This is a genomic window from Aurantiacibacter gilvus, from assembly GCF_038289935.1.
Classification (GTDB): domain Bacteria; phylum Pseudomonadota; class Alphaproteobacteria; order Sphingomonadales; family Sphingomonadaceae; genus Alteraurantiacibacter; species Alteraurantiacibacter gilvus.
In genome coordinates, this window is sequence record NZ_JBBYHV010000002.1 from 582,855 (window position 1) to 606,297 (window position 23,443).

The 23,443-nt window shown below is 64.6% G+C and carries 19 protein-coding genes and 1 tRNA gene; 4 read left to right on the plus strand and 16 right to left on the minus strand.

What is annotated here, in order from left to right; genetic code table 11:
* Positions 1-13: 13 nt before the first annotated feature.
* Together AAEO60_RS12720 and AAEO60_RS12725 are read right to left on the minus strand one after the other, a co-directional pair.
* Positions 14-2,131 (minus strand): GumC family protein, encoded by a 2,118-nt coding sequence (locus AAEO60_RS12720; RefSeq protein WP_341674082.1) that lies wholly within the window; start codon positions 2,129-2,131, stop codon positions 14-16.
* A 139-nt stretch (positions 2,132-2,270) separates the two neighbouring features.
* Positions 2,271-3,653, minus strand: coding sequence for an O-antigen ligase family protein (locus AAEO60_RS12725; protein WP_341674083.1), 1,383 nt, complete (start codon positions 3,651-3,653; stop codon positions 2,271-2,273).
* 220 nt (positions 3,654-3,873) lie between these two features.
* Here AAEO60_RS12725 and AAEO60_RS12730 point away from each other — a divergent pair, with 220 nt between their 5' ends.
* A complete protein-coding gene (locus tag AAEO60_RS12730) occupies positions 3,874-5,061 on the plus strand; it encodes a glycosyltransferase family 4 protein (protein WP_341674084.1) in 1,188 nt (395 codons plus the stop codon).
* Positions 5,062-5,154: 93 nt separating this feature from the next.
* A complete protein-coding gene (tviB, locus tag AAEO60_RS12735) occupies positions 5,155-6,429 on the plus strand; it encodes a Vi polysaccharide biosynthesis UDP-N-acetylglucosamine C-6 dehydrogenase TviB (protein ID WP_341674085.1) in 1,275 nt (424 codons plus the stop codon).
* A gap of 6 nt (positions 6,430-6,435) precedes the next feature.
* On the opposite strand, the gene kdsA is transcribed toward tviB, so the two are convergent.
* From kdsA to AAEO60_RS12785, 10 genes are all read right to left on the minus strand, one after another.
* The gene (gene kdsA / locus AAEO60_RS12740; RefSeq protein WP_341674086.1) at positions 6,436-7,290 is read right to left on the minus strand and encodes a 3-deoxy-8-phosphooctulonate synthase; all 855 of its coding nucleotides are present in this window, start codon (positions 7,288-7,290) and stop codon (positions 6,436-6,438) included.
* A gap of 32 nt (positions 7,291-7,322) precedes the next feature.
* Positions 7,323-8,162 (minus strand): TIGR01459 family HAD-type hydrolase, encoded by an 840-nt coding sequence (locus tag AAEO60_RS12745; RefSeq protein ID WP_341674087.1) that lies wholly within the window; start codon positions 8,160-8,162, stop codon positions 7,323-7,325.
* Positions 8,159-8,965 (minus strand): 3-deoxy-manno-octulosonate cytidylyltransferase, encoded by an 807-nt coding sequence (locus AAEO60_RS12750; RefSeq protein WP_341674088.1) that lies wholly within the window; start codon positions 8,963-8,965, stop codon positions 8,159-8,161. Before AAEO60_RS12750 ends, AAEO60_RS12745 begins: the two co-directional genes overlap by 4 nt.
* A gap of 9 nt (positions 8,966-8,974) precedes the next feature.
* Entirely contained in the window at positions 8,975-9,937 is a 963-nt protein-coding gene (locus tag AAEO60_RS12755; RefSeq protein ID WP_341674089.1) for a KpsF/GutQ family sugar-phosphate isomerase, read from the minus strand.
* A gap of 46 nt (positions 9,938-9,983) precedes the next feature.
* Complete coding sequence (locus AAEO60_RS12760; RefSeq protein ID WP_341674090.1) at positions 9,984-10,808, minus strand: FkbM family methyltransferase; 825 nt, start codon at positions 10,806-10,808, stop codon at positions 9,984-9,986.
* Positions 10,809-10,907: 99 nt separating this feature from the next.
* Entirely contained in the window at positions 10,908-12,233 is a 1,326-nt protein-coding gene (locus AAEO60_RS12765; protein WP_341674091.1) for an oligosaccharide flippase family protein, read from the minus strand.
* Positions 12,233-14,185 (minus strand): asparagine synthase (glutamine-hydrolyzing), encoded by a 1,953-nt coding sequence (gene asnB, locus AAEO60_RS12770; protein WP_341674092.1) that lies wholly within the window; start codon positions 14,183-14,185, stop codon positions 12,233-12,235. Before asnB ends, AAEO60_RS12765 begins: the two co-directional genes overlap by 1 nt.
* 8 nt (positions 14,186-14,193) lie before the next feature.
* Positions 14,194-15,480 (minus strand): exo-alpha-sialidase, encoded by a 1,287-nt coding sequence (locus AAEO60_RS12775; RefSeq protein ID WP_341674093.1) that lies wholly within the window; start codon positions 15,478-15,480, stop codon positions 14,194-14,196.
* A 74-nt stretch (positions 15,481-15,554) separates the two neighbouring features.
* Complete coding sequence (locus tag AAEO60_RS12780) at positions 15,555-16,667, minus strand: glycosyltransferase family 4 protein (RefSeq protein ID WP_341674094.1); 1,113 nt, start codon at positions 16,665-16,667, stop codon at positions 15,555-15,557.
* A gap of 3 nt (positions 16,668-16,670) precedes the next feature.
* On the minus strand, positions 16,671-17,399 hold the full coding sequence (locus AAEO60_RS12785; RefSeq protein WP_341674095.1) for an acyltransferase: 729 nt from the start codon (positions 17,397-17,399) through the stop codon (positions 16,671-16,673).
* 164 nt (positions 17,400-17,563) lie between these two features.
* Between AAEO60_RS12785 and AAEO60_RS12790 the strand changes: the two genes are divergently transcribed.
* Both AAEO60_RS12790 and AAEO60_RS12795 read left to right on the plus strand, forming a co-directional pair.
* Positions 17,564-18,640 (plus strand): EpsG family protein, encoded by a 1,077-nt coding sequence (locus AAEO60_RS12790; RefSeq protein WP_341674096.1) that lies wholly within the window; start codon positions 17,564-17,566, stop codon positions 18,638-18,640.
* Positions 18,637-19,704 carry an acyltransferase family protein gene (locus AAEO60_RS12795; protein ID WP_341674097.1) on the plus strand — a complete coding sequence of 356 codons (1,068 nt, stop codon included), beginning with the start codon at positions 18,637-18,639 and terminating at the stop codon, positions 19,702-19,704. Before AAEO60_RS12790 ends, AAEO60_RS12795 begins: the two co-directional genes overlap by 4 nt.
* Here the strand turns inward: AAEO60_RS12795 and AAEO60_RS12800 are convergent.
* From AAEO60_RS12800 to AAEO60_RS12815, 4 genes are all read right to left on the minus strand, one after another.
* Complete coding sequence (locus AAEO60_RS12800; protein ID WP_341674098.1) at positions 19,701-21,134, minus strand: hypothetical protein; 1,434 nt, start codon at positions 21,132-21,134, stop codon at positions 19,701-19,703. The two genes, AAEO60_RS12795 and AAEO60_RS12800, sit on opposite strands and share 4 nt — an antisense overlap.
* Positions 21,131-22,147 carry a polysaccharide pyruvyl transferase family protein gene (locus AAEO60_RS12805; protein ID WP_341674099.1) on the minus strand — a complete coding sequence of 339 codons (1,017 nt, stop codon included), beginning with the start codon at positions 22,145-22,147 and terminating at the stop codon, positions 21,131-21,133. Before AAEO60_RS12805 ends, AAEO60_RS12800 begins: the two co-directional genes overlap by 4 nt.
* Positions 22,148-22,239: 92 nt before the next feature.
* A tRNA-Leu gene (locus AAEO60_RS12810) sits at positions 22,240-22,326 on the minus strand.
* Positions 22,327-22,434: 108 nt separating this feature from the next.
* Entirely contained in the window at positions 22,435-23,307 is an 873-nt protein-coding gene (locus AAEO60_RS12815) for a zinc-ribbon domain-containing protein (RefSeq protein ID WP_341674100.1), read from the minus strand.
* Positions 23,308-23,443 lie beyond the last annotated feature (136 nt).

The window sequence follows — 23,443 nt, forward strand, 5'->3', positions numbered from 1 at the left end:
CCTCCCGTGTCGATCAGGTCTTCGGCTCGTAGGCATAACCGTAGCCGTACCCGTAGCCGTAACCGTAGGCCGCATTGCGTTCATCGAGCTTGGTCAGGATGCCGCCGATGATATTGGCCGAGGCACCGCGCAGGCGCGACAGGGCAAGGCGGATCGCACGGTTGGTGCCGGAATTGGCCTCCACCACGTAGACCACTCCGTCCACCATGCGCGACAGCTCGATCGCGTCAGCCAGGCCGAGGACCGGCGGTCCATCGACCACGATGCGGTCATAGTTCTTGGCCAGGTCGCGCAGCAACACCGCCAGCTTGGGCGACGACAACAGGGTAACCGGGTTCTTCGCGTTGGAATTGGAGCCGATGAAGTCGAACCCGTGTTCTTCCTGGTGCCGCAGGGTCGGGGCCTCGGCTGTGCCCGACAGGTAGCGGGCAATGCCAATATCCGAGGGGTTCATCGAAAGGATCTGGCTGACGCCGCGGCGGCGCAGGTCGAGATCGACCAAGACGGTGCGTTCGCCCACTTCGGCAAAGCTCTTCGCCAGTGCCACCGAACTGACCGACTTGCCCTCTGCCGGTCGTGAACTGGTGAGCATCAGCGACTTGGTTGGCGTCTCATCGGGCAAGAGCTGCATGGCGACACGCGCCGAGGCGTAGGCCTCAGACAATGCCGAGTGCTTGTCGAGCAACGCGTCTTCGATAGGCATGTCGCTCGCATCCGGGATCAGTCCGAGCAGGCGGAGGCCGAACTGGCGCGCCACTTCGTCGGGATCGCGTACCGTCTGGTCCAGCATGTCGCTGACATAGACGAAGCCGACAACGCCAACCAGGCCGAGCCCGAAGGCAATCGCCAGGTTGCGCGGCAGCGAAGGCGTGTACGGCCCAGGAGCACGACGCGCCTGTTCTACCAGTGCCATATTGTTGCGACCCGTGCCGACGAGGCCGAGCTCGTTGTAGCGTTGCAGCAGCGCATCGTAGATCTGGCGGTTGGTATCGACCTCACGCTCGAGGATGCCGTAGCCCACGCCGCGACCCTGCTGGCCGAGGTACTGCGACTTTGCTGCCTCGTAGCGGGCCCGCAGCTCCTGTTCCTCTGCAAGGGCCTGCTGGTAGGCCGCCTGGCGCTCCTCGCGGGCATCCGAACCGGCATTGTCGAGCGACGCCCGCAGCGAACGCAACTCGGCTTCCTGCGCCAGCACGCTCGGGTGTGCAGGTCCAAGCGTGGTGCGAAGGTTCGCAAGTTCGGCTTCGGTTTCCGCGATACGTTGCTGAATTGACACACGCTGGCCGCCACGATCAGCATTGCGTGACTGCAGCGCGGACTGTGCGGAAATGCGGCGGATGGTGGCATCAGCAAGCGCCGAACTCATGGCTTCGAGCTGGTTGGCCAGGATCGTGCTCCGCCCCGATTCACCGGCTTCGGAAGTCGTGTCGATGACGATGATCTCGTTGTCGCTGGCGAATTCGTTCAGTTGTGCCTCGGATTGCTCCAGCTGCACGCGCATTTCAGCCAGCTGCCCCTCCAGCCGCTCGCGGGCGAGGATCGTATCGCCGAAACGCTTCTCGTAGTTCATCTCGAGGAATTGCTCCGCCCAGGCATTGGCGATCTCGGCAGAAAGAGCGGCGTCCGGGCTGGAAACGCCGATGTCCACGAGGTTCGAATTGCGGATCGGGGTGATAGTCACGCTGTCCAGCAGTATCGTGATGATCCGCTGCTCGCCGACCTCGCTGTCACTGCCGGCAAAGGCATCGTTGAACACGGGATCGCGCGCGAGGTTGAGGGCATCGCTGACGCGCTCCGCAACCGAGGGCGTCTGCAGCAGCTCGTACTGGGTGTTGTAGTATTGCGCGTCGCGCTCCTCGACCACGAAATCGCCCTCGCCAGCGGACTGGCTTGCACCCGCGTCGACGCGGTTGATCTCGATCTGCGCGGTCGAGCGGTAATAGGGCGTCTGCAGCATGGTGATGATCACCGCCGTCACGATCACGCTGACAAGGAATGCCGCGATCCAATAGCGATACTGGATGACACGCTGCCACAGGCGGACAAAATCGATCAGGATGGGCTTGTTGCCCTCGCCGCCTGCGTCGCCATCGAGGCGTTCGCCTGGATAGATGTTGGAATCAGTTGCCATACTCAGTTCACTACCTTGCCAATCCGTGTCGGCGTTCCATGCAGGCTCAGCCGCAGGTCGCCTATATACTGCTCACAATGCAGGGGAACACCTTCCCTGCCCTTTATAACGGTCGGGGCGCCGTGGGGGGCCCGGGCCTTCACTGCCAGCCTCCCTGTTTCCGCGCACCTTGCGCCTCCTGCCTAGCCTTTGCCGCTAACGCCGAAAGTGCGACCAGCAGCAAGGTAATATTGGCCTGGAACAGCGGCGCCCGAAGCGGGTAGTCGGCGGCGCTCGCCATGACAACGATAAGCGTGATGGCGGCGACGCAAATCAACAGCGGGCGCGGAGCCTCGTGACGGCGCAAGAGCGACATCACGGTGCGATACACGATGACAGCGGCGGTGAGGATGAAACCCAGCACGACAGCCCCGCCCTCGATCAGGACCTGGAGCAAGTCGTTGTGCGCCATGTTGACGTAGCTCGCTTCCATGTTCTCGCGGGTTTCGAACATGTAATAGACATTCTCGAACGATCCCGTGCCCGAACCGAACGGCGCAAATTCGCCGATCATTTCCAGCAGGGTCGGCAGGATGGCAAAGCGCATGTCTTCGAAAGTGTCGCTCGCCAGCAGGCGGTCCAGCGCCGGCACCTGGTCGGAATTGGCCATTGCCAAGACCAGCACCACCAGACCACCCGCACCGGCAACCCCGACGAGGGTCGAGGCGCGCACCCGGCCACCCAGCAGCTTTTCGGCAGGCAGGTTCTGGACCATGAACAGGCCCAGCGCCATGATCGCCACCACCAGCGTAAGCAGGCCGGCGCGCGACGGGCCGAGCAGTACCGATACCACCAACAGCAAGGCAAGGATGGCCGCCGCCGGCTGCAGTTTCGGCGCGGCAAAACGTCCAACATAGCCCAGCACCACGATCATCACCGCGGTACAGACGGCAAAGTGGTTGGAATTGGCAAACAGGCCCACCGGCTTGCCGGTATTGGTGATCGAATAGAGGTAGGGACTGCCAAGTTGTACCTGCGACAATGCCAGCACCGAAGAAACCGCAGCAATCGCGATCAGCACGATGACGATTTGCTTGGGAGCGGACCGGCCAAGGTTGATCGCGGCCACCAGCGGCGCGAGCACGGCGGCGAATCCTCCCAAGGCATTCAGGGTGCGGCTGGGCGCCATGGAGAAAGGCCGGGCATGGTGGCTGCCGAGTGCGGTCTCGACGTTCTCCAGCGCTTCACGGCCCGGCAGCATGATCCACAGGCTGTGCGGCAAGGGGATCACCTGCAGCACCAACCAGCCGGCATAGACCACGGCGAGCACCAACAGGCCGCGCGCAAAGGGCACGCCGCGCATGCGCACGATAGCGACAGCCAGCATGGCCCACAGGCCCGCCTGCAGCATGGGGATCTGCATCAGGTCATAGCGAGAGCTGCCTCCGAGCAGCGCGGTGAACGCGCAAACTGCGTAGAAAAGCGCCAGATCGAAGGCCGCAGCATCGCGCGGCTGGCCTTCCATTGTCGTGGAATTTGGCATTCAGCTTGTGGCCCCAAGGGGTTGTGAAGAACTCAATTCTACGGTGGCATCCCCCCTTAGCCTTCGCAAGCCTTGTGTGAATGCCAGACATATGTTCCCGCCCCTCCGGCTTCTGTCTTGAGTGCCCCGGCACAACCGCTATCAGTCACTTGCGGGGTGGCCATGCGGCTGTTCCGCCGCCTCGCCCTGCAAACCCGTCCTGCCGCGACCGAAAGCGTCCATGAACCTTCCGCAATCAGACATTGCTGCCCGTCAGGCCGACAGTGCTGCCACGCGCCGCCTGCATATCGTCACAACGGTGAATGCGGCCTGGAACATGTGGAACTTCCGCCGCCAGATGCTTACTGCCCTGCTGGCCGACGGTCACCGGGTGACGGTGCTCGCCCCGAGCGACGAAGCAGTCGACAGGCTGGTCGATCTCGGCTGCGAGTTTCATCCGCTCGAAATGGATATCAAGAGCCTCAACCCCTTCGCGCAACTGGGGTTGTTCTTCGCCATGTTCCGCGCCTTCCGGCAGTTGCGGCCCGACTTGGTTCTGGGCTTCACGATCAAGAACAACACGTTCGGCTCTATCGCCGCGCGGCTGCTGGGGATTCCCTTCATCCCCAATGTCACCGGACTGGGCACTGCCTTCCTCTCGGGCAAGTTCCTGCAACGTGTGGCGCACCTGCTCTATCGCGTATCCTTCGCCGGTTGCCCGCTCGTCTTCTTCCAGAACCGCGACGATTCGGCGCTGTTCACCGGTCTGAACCTTGTGCGGGAAGACCAGGTCGTCGTGGTCCCCGGTTCGGGCATCGACCTCGTGCATTTCGCCCAGGCTCCCATGCCCGCCCACGATGGCCCGGTGCAGTTCCTGATGATCGCGCGCCTGCTGCGCGACAAGGGCGTGGTGGAATATGTCGAAGCGGCGAAGATGGTCCGCGAAAGCCACCCCGGCACGCGCTTCCTGCTGCTGGGCCCGGCAGGATCGGAGAATCGCACGGCCTTCTCCGCCGAACAGGCGCACGAATGGGAGCGGACCCACGGCATCGAATACCTTGGCCCGAGCGACGACGTGCGGCCGCATATCGAGCAGGCGCACTGCGTGGTCCTGCCTTCCTATCGCGAGGGTGCACCCCGCACACTGATCGAGGCTGCGGCCATCGGACGCCCGCTGATCGCCAGCGACGTACCGGGCTGCCACGACATCGTCGATGACGGCAGCAACGGCCTGCTCTGCACGGTCCGCGATGCCGAAAGCCTCGCCTCGGCCATGCGCCGCTTCCTCGACATGGAAGCGCAACAATGGGCGACCATGGGCCAGGAAGGCCGCGACAAGATGGTGCGCGAATATGACGTGGCGCACGTGGCCAATGCCTATCGCAGGGCCATTGCAGACATCACCGGGATGAGCGCTATCACCGATTAAGCTCTTGGACCCGCGACGATCACGCATTAGGGCAAGCGCCGTTTCAAATATCCCATTGGCTCGCGGACACAAATAAGGCGAAGCAACAGCGCAATGACACACGAAGACAAGCGGATCGCGATCCTCGGCCTCGGCTATGTCGGCCTGCCGCTGGCGGTCGAATTCGGCAAGCGGCGCCCCGTCATCGGCTTCGATATCGACGCCGGACGCATCGCCGAGCTGGAGAAGGGCTTCGACCGTACCTGCGAAGTCGATGCCGACGAACTGGCCGAGGCCGGGCAGCTGCAATTCACCCATGCCGCTGGCGACCTGCGCGACGCGTCGATCTTCATCGTCACCGTGCCCACGCCGATCGACGAGCACAAACGCCCCGACCTGCGCCCGCTGGTGGGTGCCTGCGAACTGGTCGGCGCCGCACTGAAACAGGGCGATGTGGTCGTGTTCGAAAGCACGGTCTTCCCCGGCGCCACCGAGGAAGAATGCGTGCCCGTGTTGGAGAAGGCATCGGGCCTCACATTCAACCGCGATTTCTACTGCGGCTATTCGCCCGAGCGCATCAATCCGGGCGACAAGGAGCACCGGCTGGTCGATATCCTCAAGGTCACCTCCGGCTCGACCCCCGAAGTCGCCGAAATGGTGGACCAGCTCTACGCCTCGATCATCAAGGCCGGCACCTTCAAGGCCGAAAGCATCAAGGTGGCCGAAGCGGCAAAGGTGATCGAGAACACCCAGCGCGATCTCAACATCGCACTGATCAACGAGCTGGCGCTGATCTTCAACCGGCTGGGCATCGACACGCAGGCCGTGCTGGAGGCGGCGGGCACCAAGTGGAACTTCCTGCCGTTCCGTCCCGGCCTAGTCGGCGGGCACTGCATCGGCGTCGATCCCTACTACCTGACCCACAAGGCCGAATCGATCGGCTACAATCCCGAAGTGATCCTGGCGGGCCGCCGCATCAACGACCGGATGGGCACCTATGTCGCGGGCGAGCTGGTGAAGGCCATGCTGCGCAGCAATATAAGCGTGAACGGTGCGAAGGTGCTGGTGCTGGGCCTCAGCTTCAAGGAAAACTGCCCCGACCTGCGCAACACCCGCGTGGTCGACGTGATCGACGAGCTGCGTGACTTCAACGTCGAGGTCGACGTGCACGATCCGCGCGCCGACCCCGCCGAGGCGGAAGCCCATTACGGCATCACGCTGACAGCCGAACCGAAGTCACGGCACTACGACGCCATCCTGCTGGCCGTGGCGCACAGCGAGTACCGCGCCATGGGCGTCGATGCGATCCGCGCCTTCGGACGCGACGGCCACCTGCTCTACGACCTGAAGCACCTCTTCACGGCCGAAGAGGCCGACCTGCGGCTGTAGGCGGTACTAGCCGAAATCGTTTTCGGCGAAGGGCTGCGACTTCACCGTATCGTCCAGCGTCTTGAGCGTCTGCAGCAGGCCCTCGATCTTGTCGAGCGGCACGGCATTGGGCCCGTCGGACATGGCTTCGGCCGGGTTCGGGTGCGTTTCCATGAACAGGCCGGAGATACCGACGGCGACGGCTGCGCGCGCCAGCACTGGCACGAATTCGCGCTGCCCGCCCGAGGACGTACCCTTGCCGCCCGGAAGCTGCACCGAATGGGTGGCGTCGAACACCACCGGACAGCCCGTCTCGCGCATGATCGCCAGGCTGCGCATGTCGGAAACCAGGTTCTGGTAGCCGAACGAGGCCCCGCGTTCGCAGACCATGATGTTCTCGCCGGTGCCGCCAGCAGCCTTCGCCGCATCGCGTGCCTTCTCGACCACGTTGGCCATGTCACCCGGCGCCATGAATTGAGCCTTCTTGATGTTCACCGGCGTATCGTACTTCGCGACCTCGCTGATGAAATCGGTCTGCCGCGCAAGGAAAGCGGGCGTCTGCATCACGTCGACAACCTGCACGACCGAAGCGACCTGCTCCTTCTCGTGCACGTCGGTGAGCACGGGAACGCCGACTTCGCGCTTCACCTTGGCGAGGATTTCCAGCCCTTCATCGAGACCCGGCCCGCGAAAGCTCTTGCCCGAGGTGCGGTTCGCCTTGTCGAACGAGCTCTTGTAGATGAACGGGATTCCCAGCCGGTTGGTGATTTCCTTCAGCGCGGTGGAGGTGCGCAGGGCCATGTCCTCGCTCTCGATCACGCAGGGGCCGGCGATCAGGAAGAACGGCTGGTCGAGCCCGATGGAATGTCCGCAAAGTTGCATGGTACTGCCTTAAATCGTGTTCTGGGATGGGTTCAGGAAAGTGCTGCCAGGTCCTCGACCGCAGCGATCAGCAGCGCCTTATCAGCATCGGCCTCGCCTGCGAATAGGTGTCTTGCCCGAGCAAGGCCCGCTTCGGCCCCTTCTTCCACCGCTTCGACCCCGGTGGAGATGAAAGCGAAGGCGAGGCCGTAGTCGATCGCGCCTCGGAGATCGGTCTTGGCATTGTCGCCGATGGCGGCGACCTCTTCTTTCGATACCGTACGGCCCGCAGCCTGCGATGCCACGGCCATGGCGCGGTCGTAGATCGGGGCATAGGGCTTGCCGAAGTAGGTGACCTTGCCGCCAAGCGCCGCGTATTCCTCGGCAATGGCACCCGCGCACAGCTCTTTCTTGCCGCCGCGGATCACGAACAGGTCGGGGTTGAGGCAGGCCATCTCCGCCCCGCGCGCCGCACCTGCTTCCAGCAGCGGCGCAACGCCGGCCATGTCGTTGGGGCGATCATCGGCGAATCCGCAGCAGACGATATCGCCGCTGTCGCCGAACGTGAGGCCCTCTTCCAGCAGCACCTTCCGGTCGCGCTCCGGCCCGACAAAGACCATCTGCTCCGCCGCTTCGCGCTCGGCCAGATAGGCCAGCGCGGCATCGCCCGAGCTCACCACGCCGTCGTAGCAATCGGCGGGGATGTCGAGACTTTCCAGCTGCTCGACCACGGCATGGGCGGGACGCGGGGCATTGGTGAGGAACACGATCGTGCGGCCTTCCGCCTTCCACCCCAGCAAGGTGTCGACCGCGCCGGGAAAGGGCGCGACGCCGTTGTGGACGCAGCCCCACAGGTCGCAGAACAGGACGCGATACTTCGGATCGAGGCTCATTCGACGCCCATGATCTGCAGGGCCTTTTCGATATGCGGGATATCGGAGGGGTTGTTGAGCTCCCAGATTTCCCAGTCGGGCGAGGCGACTTCGACGATCCTGATCGGCATGCCGAGGTCGAGGAAGCGCAATTGCTCCAGTCCTTCGAGCTGCTCCAGCTCGCTCGGCTGCGCCGCGGCATAGGCGCGCAGCGCTGCCGGCCGGTAGGCGTAGAGGCCGATGTGCAGGAACAGCGGCAGCTGGTCGCCGTCGATCCGGCCAATGTCGAAATGCGGGATCATCCGCTTGGAGAAATAGTGCGCCCGGCCCGCTGCCGTGGCCACCGCGAAAGTGCCGCCGACAATGCCCTTGCGCTCGTCGGCTTCCAGCTTGGCGTGCAGGTCGCGCCCGACGCGGACCACCGGGGTTGCCACGGCAAGGTCCGGATCCGCCAGCATGGCCTCGATCAGGCCTTCGACGAACCAGGCCGGGGTCAGCGGCGCATCGCCTTGCAGGTTCACCACCAGGTCCGGTTCTTCGCTAAGACCTTCGAGCACTTCGGCGCACCGTTCGGTGCCGTTGCGGCAGGAAGAAGACGTGTCGATCACTTCCGCGCCAAACGCGGTCGAGGCTTCGACGATCTCGGGGCTGTCGGTGGCGACGAGCACGCGCGATACGCCGCTCACGCGCTGGGCGGCTTCCCAGGAGCGCCGGATCAGGCTCTTCGCCTCTCCCGTGCAGCCGGTCAGCTCGGCCAGCGGCTTTCCCGGATAGCGCTGCGAAGCGAAGCGCGCGGGGATGACGATGGTTACATTCGCAGACATGGTCTCGCCCTATTTCGCGCCGGCGCGCAGGCAATCGTGGATATGCAGCATGCCGACCAGCTTGCCGCTGTCGTCGGTGACCGGCAGCGCGCTGACCTTGAGCTCGCCCATGCGCGCCGTGGCTTCCTTGGCGAGCACGTCGGCACCGATCGTGGAAGGCTGGCGCGTGGCGACATCGCCGGCCAAGCGCTCGATCAGCCCGTTCATGTTCCGGCGCAAGTCGCCATCGGTGATGATCCCGTCGAGCTTGCCATCGCCGTCGACAATCGCGGCAACGCCCAGCCCTTTCGAGGTCATCTCGATCAGCACGTCGCTCATGGGCTGGTCAGCGCGGACCAGGGGCAATTCGTCGCCCACATGCATGATGTCGCTCACGCGGATGAATTGCGCGCCCAGCTTCCCGCCGGGGTGGAAGACATGGAAGTCCTCTTTGGCAAAGCCCTTCATCCGCATCACGGCGACGGCCAGGGCATCGCCCAGCGCCAGCGTGCAGGTGGTGGAGGTAGTCGGCGCCATGCCGACGCTGCAGGCCTCGGGCGCGTCCGGCAGCAGCAGGGCGACCGTGCTATGCCGCGCCAGGGTGGAATCGGGGCTGCGCGTGATCGCGATCATCGGAATGTCGAACCGCGTGACATAGGCCAGCATGGCATGCAGTTCCGATGTCTCGCCCGAATTGGAGATGACGATGCAGACATCGTCCTGCTTCACCATGCCCAGGTCGCCGTGGCTGGCTTCGCTGGGATGGACGAAGAACGACGGCGTGCCGGTGGACGCGAGCGTGGCGGCAATCTTATTGCCGATATGGCCGGACTTGCCCATGCCCGAGACGATGACGCGGCCGGCACAGGTGCTGACCATCTCGCAAGCGCGGTCAAAGGCCTCGCCCAGGCTGTCCGCCATTTGCCCGAGCGCAGCAACCTCCGTGCGAATAACCTCGGCACCGCTGGCGGCGGGGCTGATGTGGTCGGTCATGGAAAGCTCTTTCGATTCAGTACAGCGAAGCTGCGCCTTAGCGCCGTCAGTCGATCAGTGCGAGGCCAAGCTCGGCCAATTCTTCGTCGGTCTTGCAGCTTAGCATCCAGTCACGGCGGAACTTGTCGGCCACGATGTTCTCCCGGCGAGCAAAACCGTCCTCGCGGATGTGGAACCAGCGGTAACCGAGACTGCCGAGCAACTCCATCATTTCGGGCACCCGCTTGGCGCGGCGCAAGACCTCGCACACCATGTCGGGCCGGTGCTTTTCGAGGAAGGCCATGGCCCCGTCGAAAACTTCCATCTCGAACCCTTCGACGTCGATCTTCAGCGCAACCGGGCCGGGGCTGTTGAGGTGCAGGTCGTCGAGCCGCTTCATCGGCACGCGCACACCGTGATCGGTGCTCCAGCCGATGTCGACCGACGAGGCGAGTTGGCCAGATGACTGCGCATAGGGGATGCGGATCTCGCTATCCTCACCGCCCACCGCCACCAATTGCGGATGCACCCGGTCACCCAGGTCGTTCTGCAGCACGTTCTCCCACAGCAGCAGGTAATTCTCGCCAACGATCTCGTAGGCGTAAGCCTGCAGGTCAGGGTTCGCACGCGCAGCGGCGAGCGCGAACAGGCCGGTATAGGAGCCAATATCGAGGAAGGTCGACGCGCCACGCGCAAAGGCCAGCGCGGCGCTGAGTGCGTTACGGTCCTGCGGGCTGTCGAGTTGGCCGTCACCCCAGTAAACTTCTTGCGCCACATGGCAGCGGTGCGGCTTGGAGAGCAGCACGTCGTCTCCGCCGTCGACCTTTAGTCTGCTGAACGGGACGTTGACCGGCAGACGCTTCTGCCATGTGCCGGGCATCGCGCGAGCCACGCCGACCGCAACCTTGCTCAACGGCCGGAGCGTCAATGCCTTGCGCAATGCGGCTTTCATGCGAATGTCCTGCCCTTTTCGTGACTTGTAGGCAGCGCCCTACCCATTGGTACCGTCCGAGGCAATCAGCCCGACCGCGCTCGGGTCGATTCCGGTCCGCTTGCGTGCGAAATACCAGAGCAGGACATTCCACAGCGCGCTGGCGACGACGTTCGAGACAGCCGCACCCAGCATTCCGTAAGCCGGGATCAGCAGCAGGCACAGCATGACGTTGGTCGCCAGCGCCACTGCTGTCAGCCGGATGGCGATGAATTCGCCGTGGCTCATGATTAGCAGCGCGTGGGCCATGCCGATCGTCGCGCTAAAGCAGAAGCCCAGCGATACGATCAGCGCGGGGAGCGCGGATGGCGCGAAATCGGCACCGAACAGGAAGCCGAAAATCCATTCGCCACCAATCAGCAACGCTATCGGCACGGGAATGGCGGTCAGCAGGGCGAGCCGCGAGAGATGGGTCCCGGTTTGCGATGCGGCCTGCTTGTCACCCTTCGCCAGCAAGTTCGAAAATCGCTGCCCTGCCAGCATGTTGAGCGCAATGTAACCGAAATTGGCGAGCATGGCGATCTGCAGTCCCGCGCGGTAGAGACCCACCTCGTCCGCATCGCGCATGCCGCCCAACAACAGCAGGTCGACATAGCCGTTGAGCTGCACCAGTCCGGCGCTTCCCGCGAGCGCCGCGGCGCTGGCGATCCAGTGCCTCTGGGTCAATGGGTCGACGCGGCGCGGCGGACTCAGCTTCGCCACGCGGGACAAGAGCACTTGCCCAAACAGCGCGCTGAGCAGGGCCGCCAGGGCAACGGCGGCAAAGACACCGAGCATCGTCTGGGCAAGGCCGTCGGGCCCGTAGAAGAACCACAGCGCGCCTATCCCGGCGATCAGGAAGGTCGGGCGCAGGACCATCTCGGGCAACTGCGCCAGCGTGGGGCGGTCGATGCCGCGCAGGCTGGCCATGCGCAGCGCGCTGACCTGGTCCGCCAGCAAGGCCACGGCCAGAAGACCGACTGCGCCCAGCGCCACAGGTTCCAGCAAGGTGGCAATGTCGGTCCGGCCAATTCGCAGTGCGACATATCCCACCACCGCCGCCAGCAGGGCCATTCCCACAGCACCGACAGCGCCATAGCGCGCCATCGCGCGCGACATTCCGTCCAGCCGCCCCTCGCGCGCGACGCTGCGTAGAAGCATGCCCGCCCAGCCATAAGAAATGGGGACCGTGGCGAGCATGAACAGCGCGATGCAGAATGAGTAGACACCGAGCGCTTCGGTTCCGAATGCGCGGGCCAGCACGATCGAAATGGCGACGCCCATGCCGGTGCCCAAGACACGAATGGTGGCCACCGAGGCACCCTGCTGCAGGAGCTTGCGCAGCATCAGCGCGCCTGCCGTCCGTACCAGGTTTGGAACATTAGCACGTTCCACAGCAGCGTCTCGTGATCACGCTTGCGCGAAAGGTGTTCCTGCCAACGCTTGCGGACCGCAGAAGCGTCGAGCAATCCGCTGCGCCCCAGCGCTTCGGCAGACAGTTCGCTTTCGGCCCAGTCGCGCAGGCCGGTGCGCAGCCAGCGCCCGACCGGGATGGCAAAACCAGCCTTGGGTCGGTCGACCAGTTCACGCGGGACGCGGCGGTACAACATCTCGCGCAGCAGCCGCTTGCCCAGACCCGCGCCCGCGCGCATTTCGGAAGGCAGGCTCCAGGCAAACCGGAACAGGTCGCGCTGCAGGTATGGCGTACGCGTTTCCAGCGCGACGGCCATGGCCGCGCGGTCGACCTTCACCATAACATCATCGGGCAGGTAGTTCTGGGTGTCGACCAGCATGGCGCGATGGGCGAAGTCGAGCGCCGCGGCACGTGGGTCCTGCCGTGCGGAGAGGATCGAGAGCTCCGCGTCCTGCGCCAGCAGTTCCCCGGGCGCGTCTGCCGTGGCGAGAAGGCGGTCGTGAAAGGCCGCCTCGTCGCTGGTGGCGATCACGCGGGCCAGCTTCTGCACCTTCTCTCCCCCGCGTCCGGCCGCTAGCTCCTTCGACAGCAGGCCGCCAAGGGAATCGACTAGGCCAGACGGGATCGCGGCCAGTGCACTACCGAAGGCCTTGCGCATGGGGGCCGGCATCCATGCCACGCGGTTCCACGCCTTTGGGCCAGCGAAATAGCGGTTGTAGCCGCCAAAGATCTCGTCCCCGCCATCGCCCGACAGGGCCACGGTGACATGCTCGCGCGCCATGCGCGAGACGAGGAAAGTCGGCACCTGGCTCGAATCCGCGAAGGGTTCGTCGTGCACGCCGGAAATATGCGGGATGGCCTCCTGCACCTCGGCAGGCGAGAGCACCAGTTCGGTATGATCGGTGCCGAGGTGCGCGGCGACTGCTTTGGCCGCCGGGGATTCGTCGTAGCCGTCTTCCGCCATGCCGATGGAGAAGGTGCGAACAGGCCGCGTGGCGCTGGCCTGCATCAGCGCGACCGTCATCGAGCTGTCGATCCCACCGGACAAGAAGGCACCGAGTGGAACGTCGGACATCATCCGCCGGCTGGTGGAGGCGAGCAGCAGAGCGTCGCCTTCGCGGCGGGCATCCTCCAGCGAGCCGGCGAACATGTCGGCGCGCGACGAAAGCGCATCGGCCACCGGGTCCCACCACGGCTCGGCATCGGGCAACATGCCAGACTGAGCCTGTTCCAGCCGCAAGGTGATGCGATGGCCCGGCTGCAACTTGCGGAAGCCCTGCCAGATCGATTTCGGTCCGGGAACGTAAGAGTACTTGAAGAAGTCACCCAGCGCATCGAGGTCCATCGCGGGAGCGAAACCCGGGAAGGCTTCCATCGCCTTGAGTTCGGAAGCGAAAAGCAGGCTGCCGTTCCACAGGCCGTAATAGAGTGGCTTTTCGCCGAAGGCATCGCGGATCAGCGTCAGCGTGCGTTCCCGGTGGTCGAACAGGGCAATGGCGAACATGCCATCCAGCTTGTCGAGCACGGGCTGCACGCCGTCGCGAGCGAAGCCTTCCAGCACCACTTCGGTATCCGAATGGCCGCGCCAAGCGATTGGGCCATGCCGCGCCTCCAGATTCGCGCGCAGGTCAGCGAAATTGTAGAATTCGCCGTTGAAGGCGATCGACCATCGCCCGTCGTGCGAGTGCATGGGCTGGGCACCGGCATCGGTCAGGTCGATGATGGCAAGCCGCAGGTGACCAAGCGCGACCTGCGCCTCCTTGTCCAGCCAGTAACCCTCGGCATCGGGGCCGCGGTGAGCAATGGCGCGCGACATGAACTCCAGCGCCGCGCGCGGGTTGGGACCCGCCGCGTCAAAGCCGAAAAATCCTGCCAGTCCGCACATGCTTCAGTTCAACCCCAGACGAAGTACTCGCGGCAACCGGCATATCCGGCAGCCTGGCGCAGATAGCGGGGCAGGTTGCGATTGCACAGGCCTTCAAACAGGCGCGGCACAAGCGCAAAGCCCGCTTGCCGTTCCAGCTCGTCCGGTTCTGCCGACGCCGAACATAGGGCTATGTCGCGCTTGCCGTAAGAGAAGGCCAGCAGCATCCTGTCGCCGTCCACCAGCGCGTGCGGATATTGCGGCGAACGCCAGCCGAAATCGGAATACTGGCCTTCCAGGGCGAGGCGATAGAGCCTGTCATAGCTCTCGCCGCCATCCCCGCTCAGCGCCAGGTGCAGCAGGGCGCGGTGCACTTCGGGTTCGAAATTGCCGATCATGGCGCTGCTTCCGTCGGCCAGGTCCAGCGGCACGAACTTGCTGGCAGCGGCGGGAAATTCGAGCGGGTACGGCGCCTGCCATGCACCATCGACGACCTCTGCCGCCCACAGCCGTCTGTCAAAGGTGTTGTTGTTGCGCAGCAGGACGTGCGCAGCGTTGCCGGTCCGGCTGACAACCACCGGCTCATCAGGAAGGAACAGGCCCGGCTCGCCGCGTTCGGGAACCAGGGGCACCGGCATGGCGGGGCCGACATCCCAGGTCAGGCCATCATCACGGCTGGTGGCGAGGAAGGTCTGGCGGTCCTGATCGCGCAGGGCCATCGTCAAGGTGCCGTCGAAGCCTCGCGGGGCGTAGTTGTTGAGGTAGCCTTCGATTACGGTGCGGTTGAAGCGCCAGCCATCTGCCTCGCCCATCCATTCGCTTTCGAGAATAGCAATGTTGCGCTCCGATGCTTCCTGCGCCGCAGCGGACGTTGGTTGTCCGCCCCGAAAAAAGGTGTCGCCCGTGTGGGTGGCATACCAGGCAAACAGCCGGCCATCGCGTTCGACAAAGCCGCGCGCGATAATGCCGTGACCCGTTGCCGGCTGGGCCAGAGGCCGGGCCTCGCTCCAGGTAATCCCGTCCGTTGAGGTCGCATAACGGACGATGCCGCCCGGCTGGTCTTCCGGCCCGTACCAATAGCTGAACATGGCGAAGTAGAGGCCGTCGTGCCGAGCCAGGTACACGTGGTTGCGGTGCGGGATGCGACGTTGCCCGTCAGGCTCCCCGCCTTCCGCGATCCTTTGGCAGGCCATGGGCAGGTCGCGGATTTCGCTGACGGTCAGGCGCGGCATGGCTTCAGCCGGGATGCCGTCCTGGTTGACCGGGGTGACCTGCCCTGCCGGACCAAGCACGTACCATGTGGCAGCAGCGGTCATTCCGATCACGGCAAACAGCAAGGCGGCCAGGACGCGGCGTCGCAGCACATGCCACCGTGATCGCTGTGCCACGCTCACGCGCGCGCTCTCTTGCAGACGTTCTCCAACATGGTCTCCCATTTGTCGGTGATCGACGAGAGCGAATATTGCGCCACCGAGACCGGCCCCGCCCCGCCCAGCCGTTCGCGCAAGGCCTGGTCGGCCATCAGCTTGCGCAAGGCATTGGCAAGCGATTGCACGCGGTCCGCACCCGGTTCCACCAGCAGGCCATTGGTACCGTCCTCGATCAGTTGCGCGGTGCCGATACAGTCGGCAAAGCCGATGGCAGGACAGCCCGAGGCCAGCGCCTCTGCCGTCACCAAACCGAAGGATTCGTTGATCGAGGATGAGGCAAAGATCGCGGCGCGAGCATATTCGGCGGGAATGTCTCGGACATACCCAGGAAGTTCGATCCGCTCGCTCACGCCGCTGCGCGCAATCTCGGCCTCGACCTGCTCGCGCAGGTGGCCGTCTCCGGCGATCCGCAGGCGCCAATCGGGAAATTCGCCTGCAACCTGTGCGAAAGCTTGGATCAGGGTGCGATAGTCCTTTTCCGCCATCAGTCGGCCGACCGACAGCACAACTTGCCCGGGCCGGCGATTGGCGGCCAGCGCGCCCAGTGCCTCGAAATCGATGGCATTGGGGATGGCATACATCCGCTTTTGCCACCGTTCCGGCTGGTCCTGCCGCGAGGCCTCGGTTGGGATGGTGATGGCATCCGACCGGGCGAAGACCGCATCGCGCAACCAGCGCTGCAAGCGGCGGGTGCGGTAATGGATGTCGTCCGTATGCTCGCTGGCGACGAAGGGAACGCCGGTGCCCAGCACGCCCAGCCCGACCGGCACGAAGGTCGAATGCATGAAGGCGACGACCGCGTCGGGCCGTTCCTGCCGCACCAGCTGGCGCGACTTGCGCATGATGCCGGGCAGCTCGGCCAGCCGCGTCGGCTGTGCCGGGCCGCTCTGCGCCAGTGAATGCACCGGCGTCGCGGGATCGAGCGAATAGAAGAACGGCTTCCCAGGTGAATCGAAGGTCGCCACCTGCACATCGTGACCCCGGCCACGCAGAGCGTTGACCACGTCGACGAACACGCGCTCGGCACCGCCGCCGGAAACGACCAGCCCCTTGATGGCGAAAAGCAGCTTCATGGCCTAGTCCGCAGCCGGAGTCGGTGCCGGCTCAAGGTCCGGTCGCGTGGGGAAGGTGACGAGGACCTTGCTGTCTTCGTCCAGAGGCTTGGCCAGCCTGGCCGGCATGCCGGCGACAAGCGACCAGTCAGCCTCGATCTTCTTGGTCACCACCGAGCCCAGCCCGACCACGCAATAATCGCCCACGCCGGAACCGGGCACGAACTGCACGTTGGAGCCGATATAGCAGTTGCGCCCGATCGTCACCGGCGCGGTCTTCTGGCGGTTGTGCGTCCAGATGTTGGAATGGCGTCCGGCGAAGACCACGTTCTCGCCGAAGGTCACCTTGTCGTTAAAATCGATCTTGTGGCCGACCGTGATGACAGTGCCTGCCCCCAGCACCAGCTCCGGCCTGAAGTCGCCAAGTACCAGCGGATTGAGCCCAGAATTGATCTCGTTCGCCCTGAAGATCTGGCAGCGATCACCGATAACGACGAAGTCCCCGCCGAAAATGCGATTGCCGAAACCGATCACCACGTCCGAACCGATGCGCAAGTCCTTGCTGCGGTAGAGCAGGTTGAAATGGCCGATCCGCGTCCGGTCGCCGATGGTACAGTTTTGCGCGATGATCGCGCTGAGTCCGATTTTCACTCCGCGACCGAAGCGGTAGCCGAAAAACAGCCGATAGACTGCCTTCTTGATAAGACTGGGGAAAGGCACCAGTAGCAGCGCAACGACGAGGCGGAATTTCATCGGTCCCCTATCCCGGTCCAGCCTGCGCAAGCCTCACGCCAGCGCCTTTGACATCGCGTAGGTCCTCGTTAATGCGGAGCGCTTCGCACAGGCGTCTTAACTGGAATTGGGCCGATAGGCCAACTTTCCGGGTGAGACAACCACGCATCGGAGCGACACCTCGAATGTGGCCTTTCCTTGTTTTTGGCGGGATTTTCTCGACTGCGGCGACCTTCGGGCGCCCCGGCAAGCCGTCGCCCATGCCATGGGTAGCCGTGTTCCTGCTTACCGTGATTTTTGTTGGCCTACGGCACCACGTTGGCATGGACTGGAACAACTACCTGCGGATGATCTACGCCGTGGACATCTCGCGGGACTGGTCGCAGGCCATCAGCGTCAGCGAGCCCTTCTACGCACTGCTGCTCGTCTTCGGAAACTGGACTGGCGGCGGGATGTATATGGTCAATTTGGTCTCCACCTTCGTGGCGATGATCGGCGTATTTGCGTTTGCGCGACGCACCCGCGAACCATGGTTGGCGCTGACTGCAGCCATGCCCCTGTACATTGTCGTGGTGGCGATGAGCGCAAACCGGCAGGCGCTGGCCGCCGGACTGATCATGCTGCTGATCGCCCATTGGGAACGGCTGAAGCTTCCAGTCAGGATGCTGTGCATCATTGGTATTGCAGGGTTCCATGCCAGCGCGCTGATCTTCCTTGCCTTCGTGGCTATCGACTTGCGCCTGCCGCGCATGGTAAAGCTGGTGGGCATCGCGATCTTTTCGCTGGTGGCAATCTACATTATCCAACAGAGCGGATATGGCGACTATTACAGCAGGTCCTACGGCGTGGGCCAGTCGGCCGCGACCCAGTCGAGCGGGGCGATTTATCATGTGGCAATGAACGCCATTCCGGCATCGCTCTATTTCCTGTTTCCCCGTTACCGGCAGGTGCTGTTTCCCACGCCATTACTGCGAAACCTGGCGTTCGCGGCAATGATCACCTTTCCGCTGGTGTTCTTCGCCTCTGCCGCTGCCGGCCGCATCTCGCTCTACTGGTTCCCTGTCTCCATGTGGGTCTGGGCAGCTCTGCCTTCAGTGGTGGTGCCCCGCTTCAGGAGGCTTTCTCGTCTTGCAATTAGCGGCCTGATGCTTGCCGTGATGGTGGTCTGGTTGACGATGGCCAATTCCTCGTCGGCCCACTTGCCTTATCGGAACGCCTTGTTCGTCGATCCGTGGGACCTCGAAATCGGTGTCCTGCCGTGAGTGCGGCCAACCGGCTGGCAAGACTCGATGCAATCCGCGCGCTGGGCGTTCTGCTGGTCATCGCTTACCACACGTCCTACCGCTTCGCCCCGCTGGAAGGTGATCCGGTAGGCCGGGTGCTGCGGGTGATCGGCTGGATGGGCGTCGACCTGTTCTTCGCGCTCAGCGGTTTCCTCGTCGGATCGATCCTCGCGAAGGAGAAGAACCGACAGGACATCGCGCTGTTCTTCCGCAAGCGCTTCTTCCGTATCGTGCCGATCTTCGTGATAGCCGTAGGCACCTTCGCCGTTGCGGACTACCTCACCAATGCCGGGGAGAACCTGGCCAATATCTGGAAACCGCTGCTGTTCCTGACGGGTTACCTGCAGCCGCTGCAGGGCGAGGCTGCGGTACCCTACACCATCACCTGGTCCCTCTCGGTGGAGGTCAGCGCCTATGTGCTGCTGGGGCTGCTGGCGTGGAAGGCCTGGCCGCGTTTCGGGCAGGTACTGATGGCGCTGGTCATCCTGTCGGTCCCGCTGCGCTTCTGGCTGGCCATGTGGCTGCACTGGGACGAGGGCATGATCGGCATTTTCCCGCCTGCGCGCATCGATGCGATTGCCCTCGGCGCGCTCGCGGCCATCGGGTGGTTCGACCGGCTGCTGGCCCTGCGCAGGGCCGCACTGGTCTATGGCTTGCTGACAATCGGCACGATCATCGCCTTCCGCTTTGCCACCTGGTATCCGCCTTTGATAGCGACCGTTGGCTATCCCATTTTCGGCCTGTTCGCCGCGCTGTGGGTTGCCGCGCTGGCGCGGATGGAGCCGACCGAGAACCGGCTGCTCGGCTTCTTCGCCAGCATCGGGCTGGTGTCCTATTTCATGTACCTGTTCCACCTCTTCGTGATCGAAGCGGTCCTGCTGGCAGACGGCGCGCTGGGCCTGGGTCTGGGCTTCTGGCCGGCCTTCCTGATCGCTTCGGCGATCACCTACCTGGCCGGCCTGGTGTCGTGGCGGGTGTTCGAGCAGCCGCTGATCCGCATTGGATCGCAGGGCCGCAAGCCCGGGCCGTCGCTGGTTCCCTAGCTTTCGGCGAGCAGGTGCGCGAGGTCGAGCCGGTCGCCCGGTTCGATCACCGCCCAGGCATCGGCAAAGGCCTGCTCGCGGCTTTCCGGATCGCTGACACGGGCGATGGCAGCGGGCAGGCGGTCGCGATCCTCGACCAGCAAGGGATGCACGGCATAGAGCAGGTCGCGCTGGAGCGGGGTCGTGCTGACAACGATAGCCGGTTGGCCCAGCCGCATTGCGTCGACCAGCACGGTCGACGGCGTCGTCACCACGGCGGAAAAGTTGCCGAGTGCCTCGTAAGGCAATTCTTCGGGCCAGCGGATGAACCCGGCATCGGTTATGGCTTGCTCCAGCCGCTCGCGCTCCGGCGCTGGAACCAGCGCAATCTGCGGATGGGGGCGCCAGAATACACGCGACGGGTCCTGCCCGTGGGCCTTGGCCGCCTCGCACATCCATTGGACAAGTTCGCAATCCGGCTGGGAGCCGAGCGTGGCGAAAGCCGGGTTCAGCAGGTGGGTATAGGACGTCAGCAAGGCCCAGTCGCGATTGCCGGCCACGACCGCAGGACGCGCCAGCGGCAGGTGCAGGCAGCGCCCGTAGGCTGGCAGGCTGGCACCCAGCCGCGCATCGGCGCCGCTCGGAAAGACTGCCACGTCCGACAGTCCGGCGAAGGGCCAGCCATTGTTCACGCCGTGCACCGCGTGCACGGTGACCGCGCCGCCGGCCTGCATGGCCTGTTCAAGCTGGCTGGTGTCAGCCGTACCGGTGTGGCCGAACACGACTTTCGCAGGGCCTGCACCACGGCCCGCACGCTTCCACCATCGCGCATGGGCAGCGCCTTGCGCCATGCGGTAGCTGATCGCCACGCGCTCGCGGAAGGGCAGCGGGCCAGGGAAAGCGCGGGTCGCGGCGATCCCGCGAAGCAGCAGGAGAAAGGCCGGACCAAGACCGGCGAGGAAGCTGCCGAGCGAGAGGGGGCGGAACATCGGCAGGCCCGCAAGCTGCGCCTGCGGATCGAGGCGGGACGCGGCAGTGCCGAGCGGGGCGGAAGGCCTGCCGAGCAGGAGCACGGGCGGAGGCGCGGTCTCGTCACTTTCGCAATAGCGCGACAGCGCAGCGCGCAAGTGGCGGGTGCGGGTCGTATCCTCGCCGTGCAACGCGATGACCAGCGGCGCGGCTTGCAACTCCTTCGCGGCGCGTGCTGGCGAAGATCCACCGAAACGGACAAGCACCATCAGCAGCGCACCCAGGGCGAGCATGGAGGCGGCGAGCTGTGCCAGCGCATTGGCCAGCCGATTGCGCCGCACTGGCGCTGCTGCCGGATCACCCGCAGCCAGTGCCGCCAATTCGAGCTGCCAGAGCCGGTCACCGATGCCGCTCACCCTGTCGCTCACGACCTGGGTGGCGTTGACCACGGCAGACCCATCCGGCGGGGTCGGCAGCATCACTGCCCCGCCAGCTGCGCAACGTCCGCGAACAGGGTGCGCATGGCGCTACAGCCCTCCTCGAGGAACGCCCGCAGGCGCGCCTCTTCATCGCCGTGCCAGCGAGACGCTTTCTCCAGCAGCGCCGCGTCGATGGCAGCGATGTCATCCACTTGCCGCCAGTCCTCCAGCCCCGCATCGCGCATGGTCGCGCCGATCTTGTGGGTGTTGGATGCCAGGGCCAGCAGGGGCGTGGAAGCGGCGAGTGCGAATATCATCATGTGGAAGCGCCCGGTTACTATCAGTTCGCTCGCGGCGACCCTGGTCGTCAGGTCATCGCGGCCAGCCACCTGCCGGGTGTAGTCCTGCCAAGTCGCACGCAGTGCCAGCGCGAGGTGGACCGGGTTGAGCAGGGCCGTCTTCCGGGGACTCCACCGCCGCAGCCAGCGCAGGACGATCATCGGGTGGTAATCCAGCCGAGTGATCGGCAGCGGATCGGCGCCAAGCTTCCACATGCGCCGGTACAGCGCCATCGCCTTGCCGCCCTGCACGCTGTCGCAATAGCGAACGCCCTCGCGGCGCACCGCCATTTGCGGTTCGTGGAACAGGGCGAGGTCCGGGATGCGCCGGGGCGAGAAGCCGTGCCCGACCAGTTCCGCCTCGCTGGCGCTCTCGCGTACGCTGACAATGCTGAAACTGCGCAGCAGGTCGAGCGCCTCGGCAGAATTCGCCTGCCATGTGGCATTGAGCAGCACTGCCGGCTTGCCCAGCCCCGCAGCATGGGCGCCCGCCTCCAGCAGCAGCCTGCCCGCCGGGCGGTCATGGTGGATCGTGCCTTCCCCGTTGACCAGCACCAGGTCGACCTGCCGGAAAGCCTCCAGCGCGGCTGCGTCCTGCCGCCAGTCGGCATGGGCGGGAACCCGCGCCACCACTTCGACGCCATTGGCGGCGCAGAGCCGGTCTATCGTCTCGATCACGGTGGTGCAGCCGTGATGGTTATCGATCCGTGTATCGTTGAGGAGCAGCGCCGTGATCATCGGCTAGGGCGTTAAACCAGCCAATACACATTTCAACCGCGAAGGTCGGCAATTGCCCCATGGCGGTATCATACCGGATGTCGGGAAAGAGATGGTGCGGTCGAGAAGACTCGAACTTCCACGGCCTTTCGGCCACAACGACCTCAACGTTGCGCGTCTACCAGTTCCGCCACGACCGCACATCGATTCGAACGACCGGCCAGCGGCCCGTCTCGGTAGGAGCGCGCCACTAGCAAAGAGGTATGCCCGCTGCAAGCAGTGAGTGAAGTCCCCTGCTCGCGGCGTGATTACTCGGGCTTCCAGCCGAATTCGGCATAGGCCGCGCGGCGGGGAATATCGGTGACGGCCTCGTTGATGGTCACCGTTTCGCCGGGCGCCAGTTCGCGCTGCGGCGGGGCCACTTCATAACTGAAGACAATGGTGTCGCGGCTGTCGCGCAGGACGATCAGGATCGTCGGGATCGTGCGCGTCTGGGTGCCGATATTGGTGATTCGCCCGCTCGCGCCGAAGAACTCGGTGCCGTTGGGCAAGGTGCGGCGCTCCTGCTCGCCATCAGGAAACTCGAGTTGCAGGTCCGGCTGGTCAGCCGCGAAGGTCGGGCGCTCGACGGGTACCCAGTCGGGCAGGCCCCAATAGCTGACCGCAACAATCGTGCCGGCGGCCAGCAAGGCGAAGATCGCGGCGGCCCAGGTCCACATCTTGAGCGGGTTGCGGCGCGGGCGGAACGGCGGCTCCGCATCGAACTGCGAGTGCTCGTCCTCGGCGTAGCCGTGGGCCTCGATCACCGGCGGCGGCGCAACTTCCTCATGCACCTGCTGCGGCGGTGGTTCGGGCAGCGGATCGTCGACCGGTTCGGGACCAGGTTCCGGCTCGGGAGCCGGCTCTGGCTCCACCTCCGGTCCAGGGGCAGGAACTGCCTCTTCCACCGGCCGAGCTGCAACCGGTTCCGGCTCGGGCGCGGGAGGAGGTGGCGGTGGCGGTGGCGGAGGTGGCGGCGGGGCGGCAACCCGCTCTTCTGCCGCGGCGGGCGCGGACATGTCCGGCCCTTCCTGGAACCACGAATGCCGGCACTTGGCGCAGCGCACGGTTCGGCCTTCGACGCCAACGGCGGTATCTGGCACGACATAGCGCGTCGAGCAGGCTGGGCACTGGATGATCATCTGGCTGTCATGATTCCTACGCCCGACAAACCCATGCAACAAGCGTGAGTAGGCGCAAGAGCCGCACAGTTCCGTCTTTTTTCCACAAGCACCAGCGCTTATATGCATAGTGAATGTCGCGCTTACCCTTCCGCAT

Coding starts and splice junctions, on each gene's coding strand:
- AAEO60_RS12785 (WP_341674095.1), bottom strand. CDS start 17,399: ATGAAATTCCGCCTCGTCGTTGCGCTGCTACTGGTGCCTTTCCCCAGT.
- AAEO60_RS12745 (WP_341674087.1), bottom strand. CDS start 8,162: ATGAGCCTCGATCCGAAGTATCGCGTCCTGTTCTGCGACCTGTGGGGC.
- AAEO60_RS12780 (WP_341674094.1), bottom strand. CDS start 16,667: ATGAAGCTGCTTTTCGCCATCAAGGGGCTGGTCGTTTCCGGCGGCGGT.
- AAEO60_RS12815 (WP_341674100.1), bottom strand. CDS start 23,307: ATGATCATCCAGTGCCCAGCCTGCTCGACGCGCTATGTCGTGCCAGAT.
- AAEO60_RS12775 (WP_341674093.1), bottom strand. CDS start 15,480: ATGACCGCTGCTGCCACATGGTACGTGCTTGGTCCGGCAGGGCAGGTC.
- AAEO60_RS12805 (WP_341674099.1), bottom strand. CDS start 22,147: ATGATCACGGCGCTGCTCCTCAACGATACACGGATCGATAACCATCAC.
- tviB (WP_341674085.1), top strand. CDS start 5,155: ATGACACACGAAGACAAGCGGATCGCGATCCTCGGCCTCGGCTATGTC.
- AAEO60_RS12730 (WP_341674084.1), top strand. CDS start 3,874: ATGAACCTTCCGCAATCAGACATTGCTGCCCGTCAGGCCGACAGTGCT.
- AAEO60_RS12765 (WP_341674091.1), bottom strand. CDS start 12,233: ATGCTGCGCAAGCTCCTGCAGCAGGGTGCCTCGGTGGCCACCATTCGT.
- AAEO60_RS12720 (WP_341674082.1), bottom strand. CDS start 2,131: ATGGCAACTGATTCCAACATCTATCCAGGCGAACGCCTCGATGGCGAC.
- AAEO60_RS12790 (WP_341674096.1), top strand. CDS start 17,564: ATGTGGCCTTTCCTTGTTTTTGGCGGGATTTTCTCGACTGCGGCGACC.
- AAEO60_RS12755 (WP_341674089.1), bottom strand. CDS start 9,937: ATGACCGACCACATCAGCCCCGCCGCCAGCGGTGCCGAGGTTATTCGC.
- asnB (WP_341674092.1), bottom strand. CDS start 14,185: ATGTGCGGACTGGCAGGATTTTTCGGCTTTGACGCGGCGGGTCCCAAC.
- AAEO60_RS12725 (WP_341674083.1), bottom strand. CDS start 3,653: ATGCCAAATTCCACGACAATGGAAGGCCAGCCGCGCGATGCTGCGGCC.
- kdsA (WP_341674086.1), bottom strand. CDS start 7,290: ATGCAACTTTGCGGACATTCCATCGGGCTCGACCAGCCGTTCTTCCTG.
- AAEO60_RS12750 (WP_341674088.1), bottom strand. CDS start 8,965: ATGTCTGCGAATGTAACCATCGTCATCCCCGCGCGCTTCGCTTCGCAG.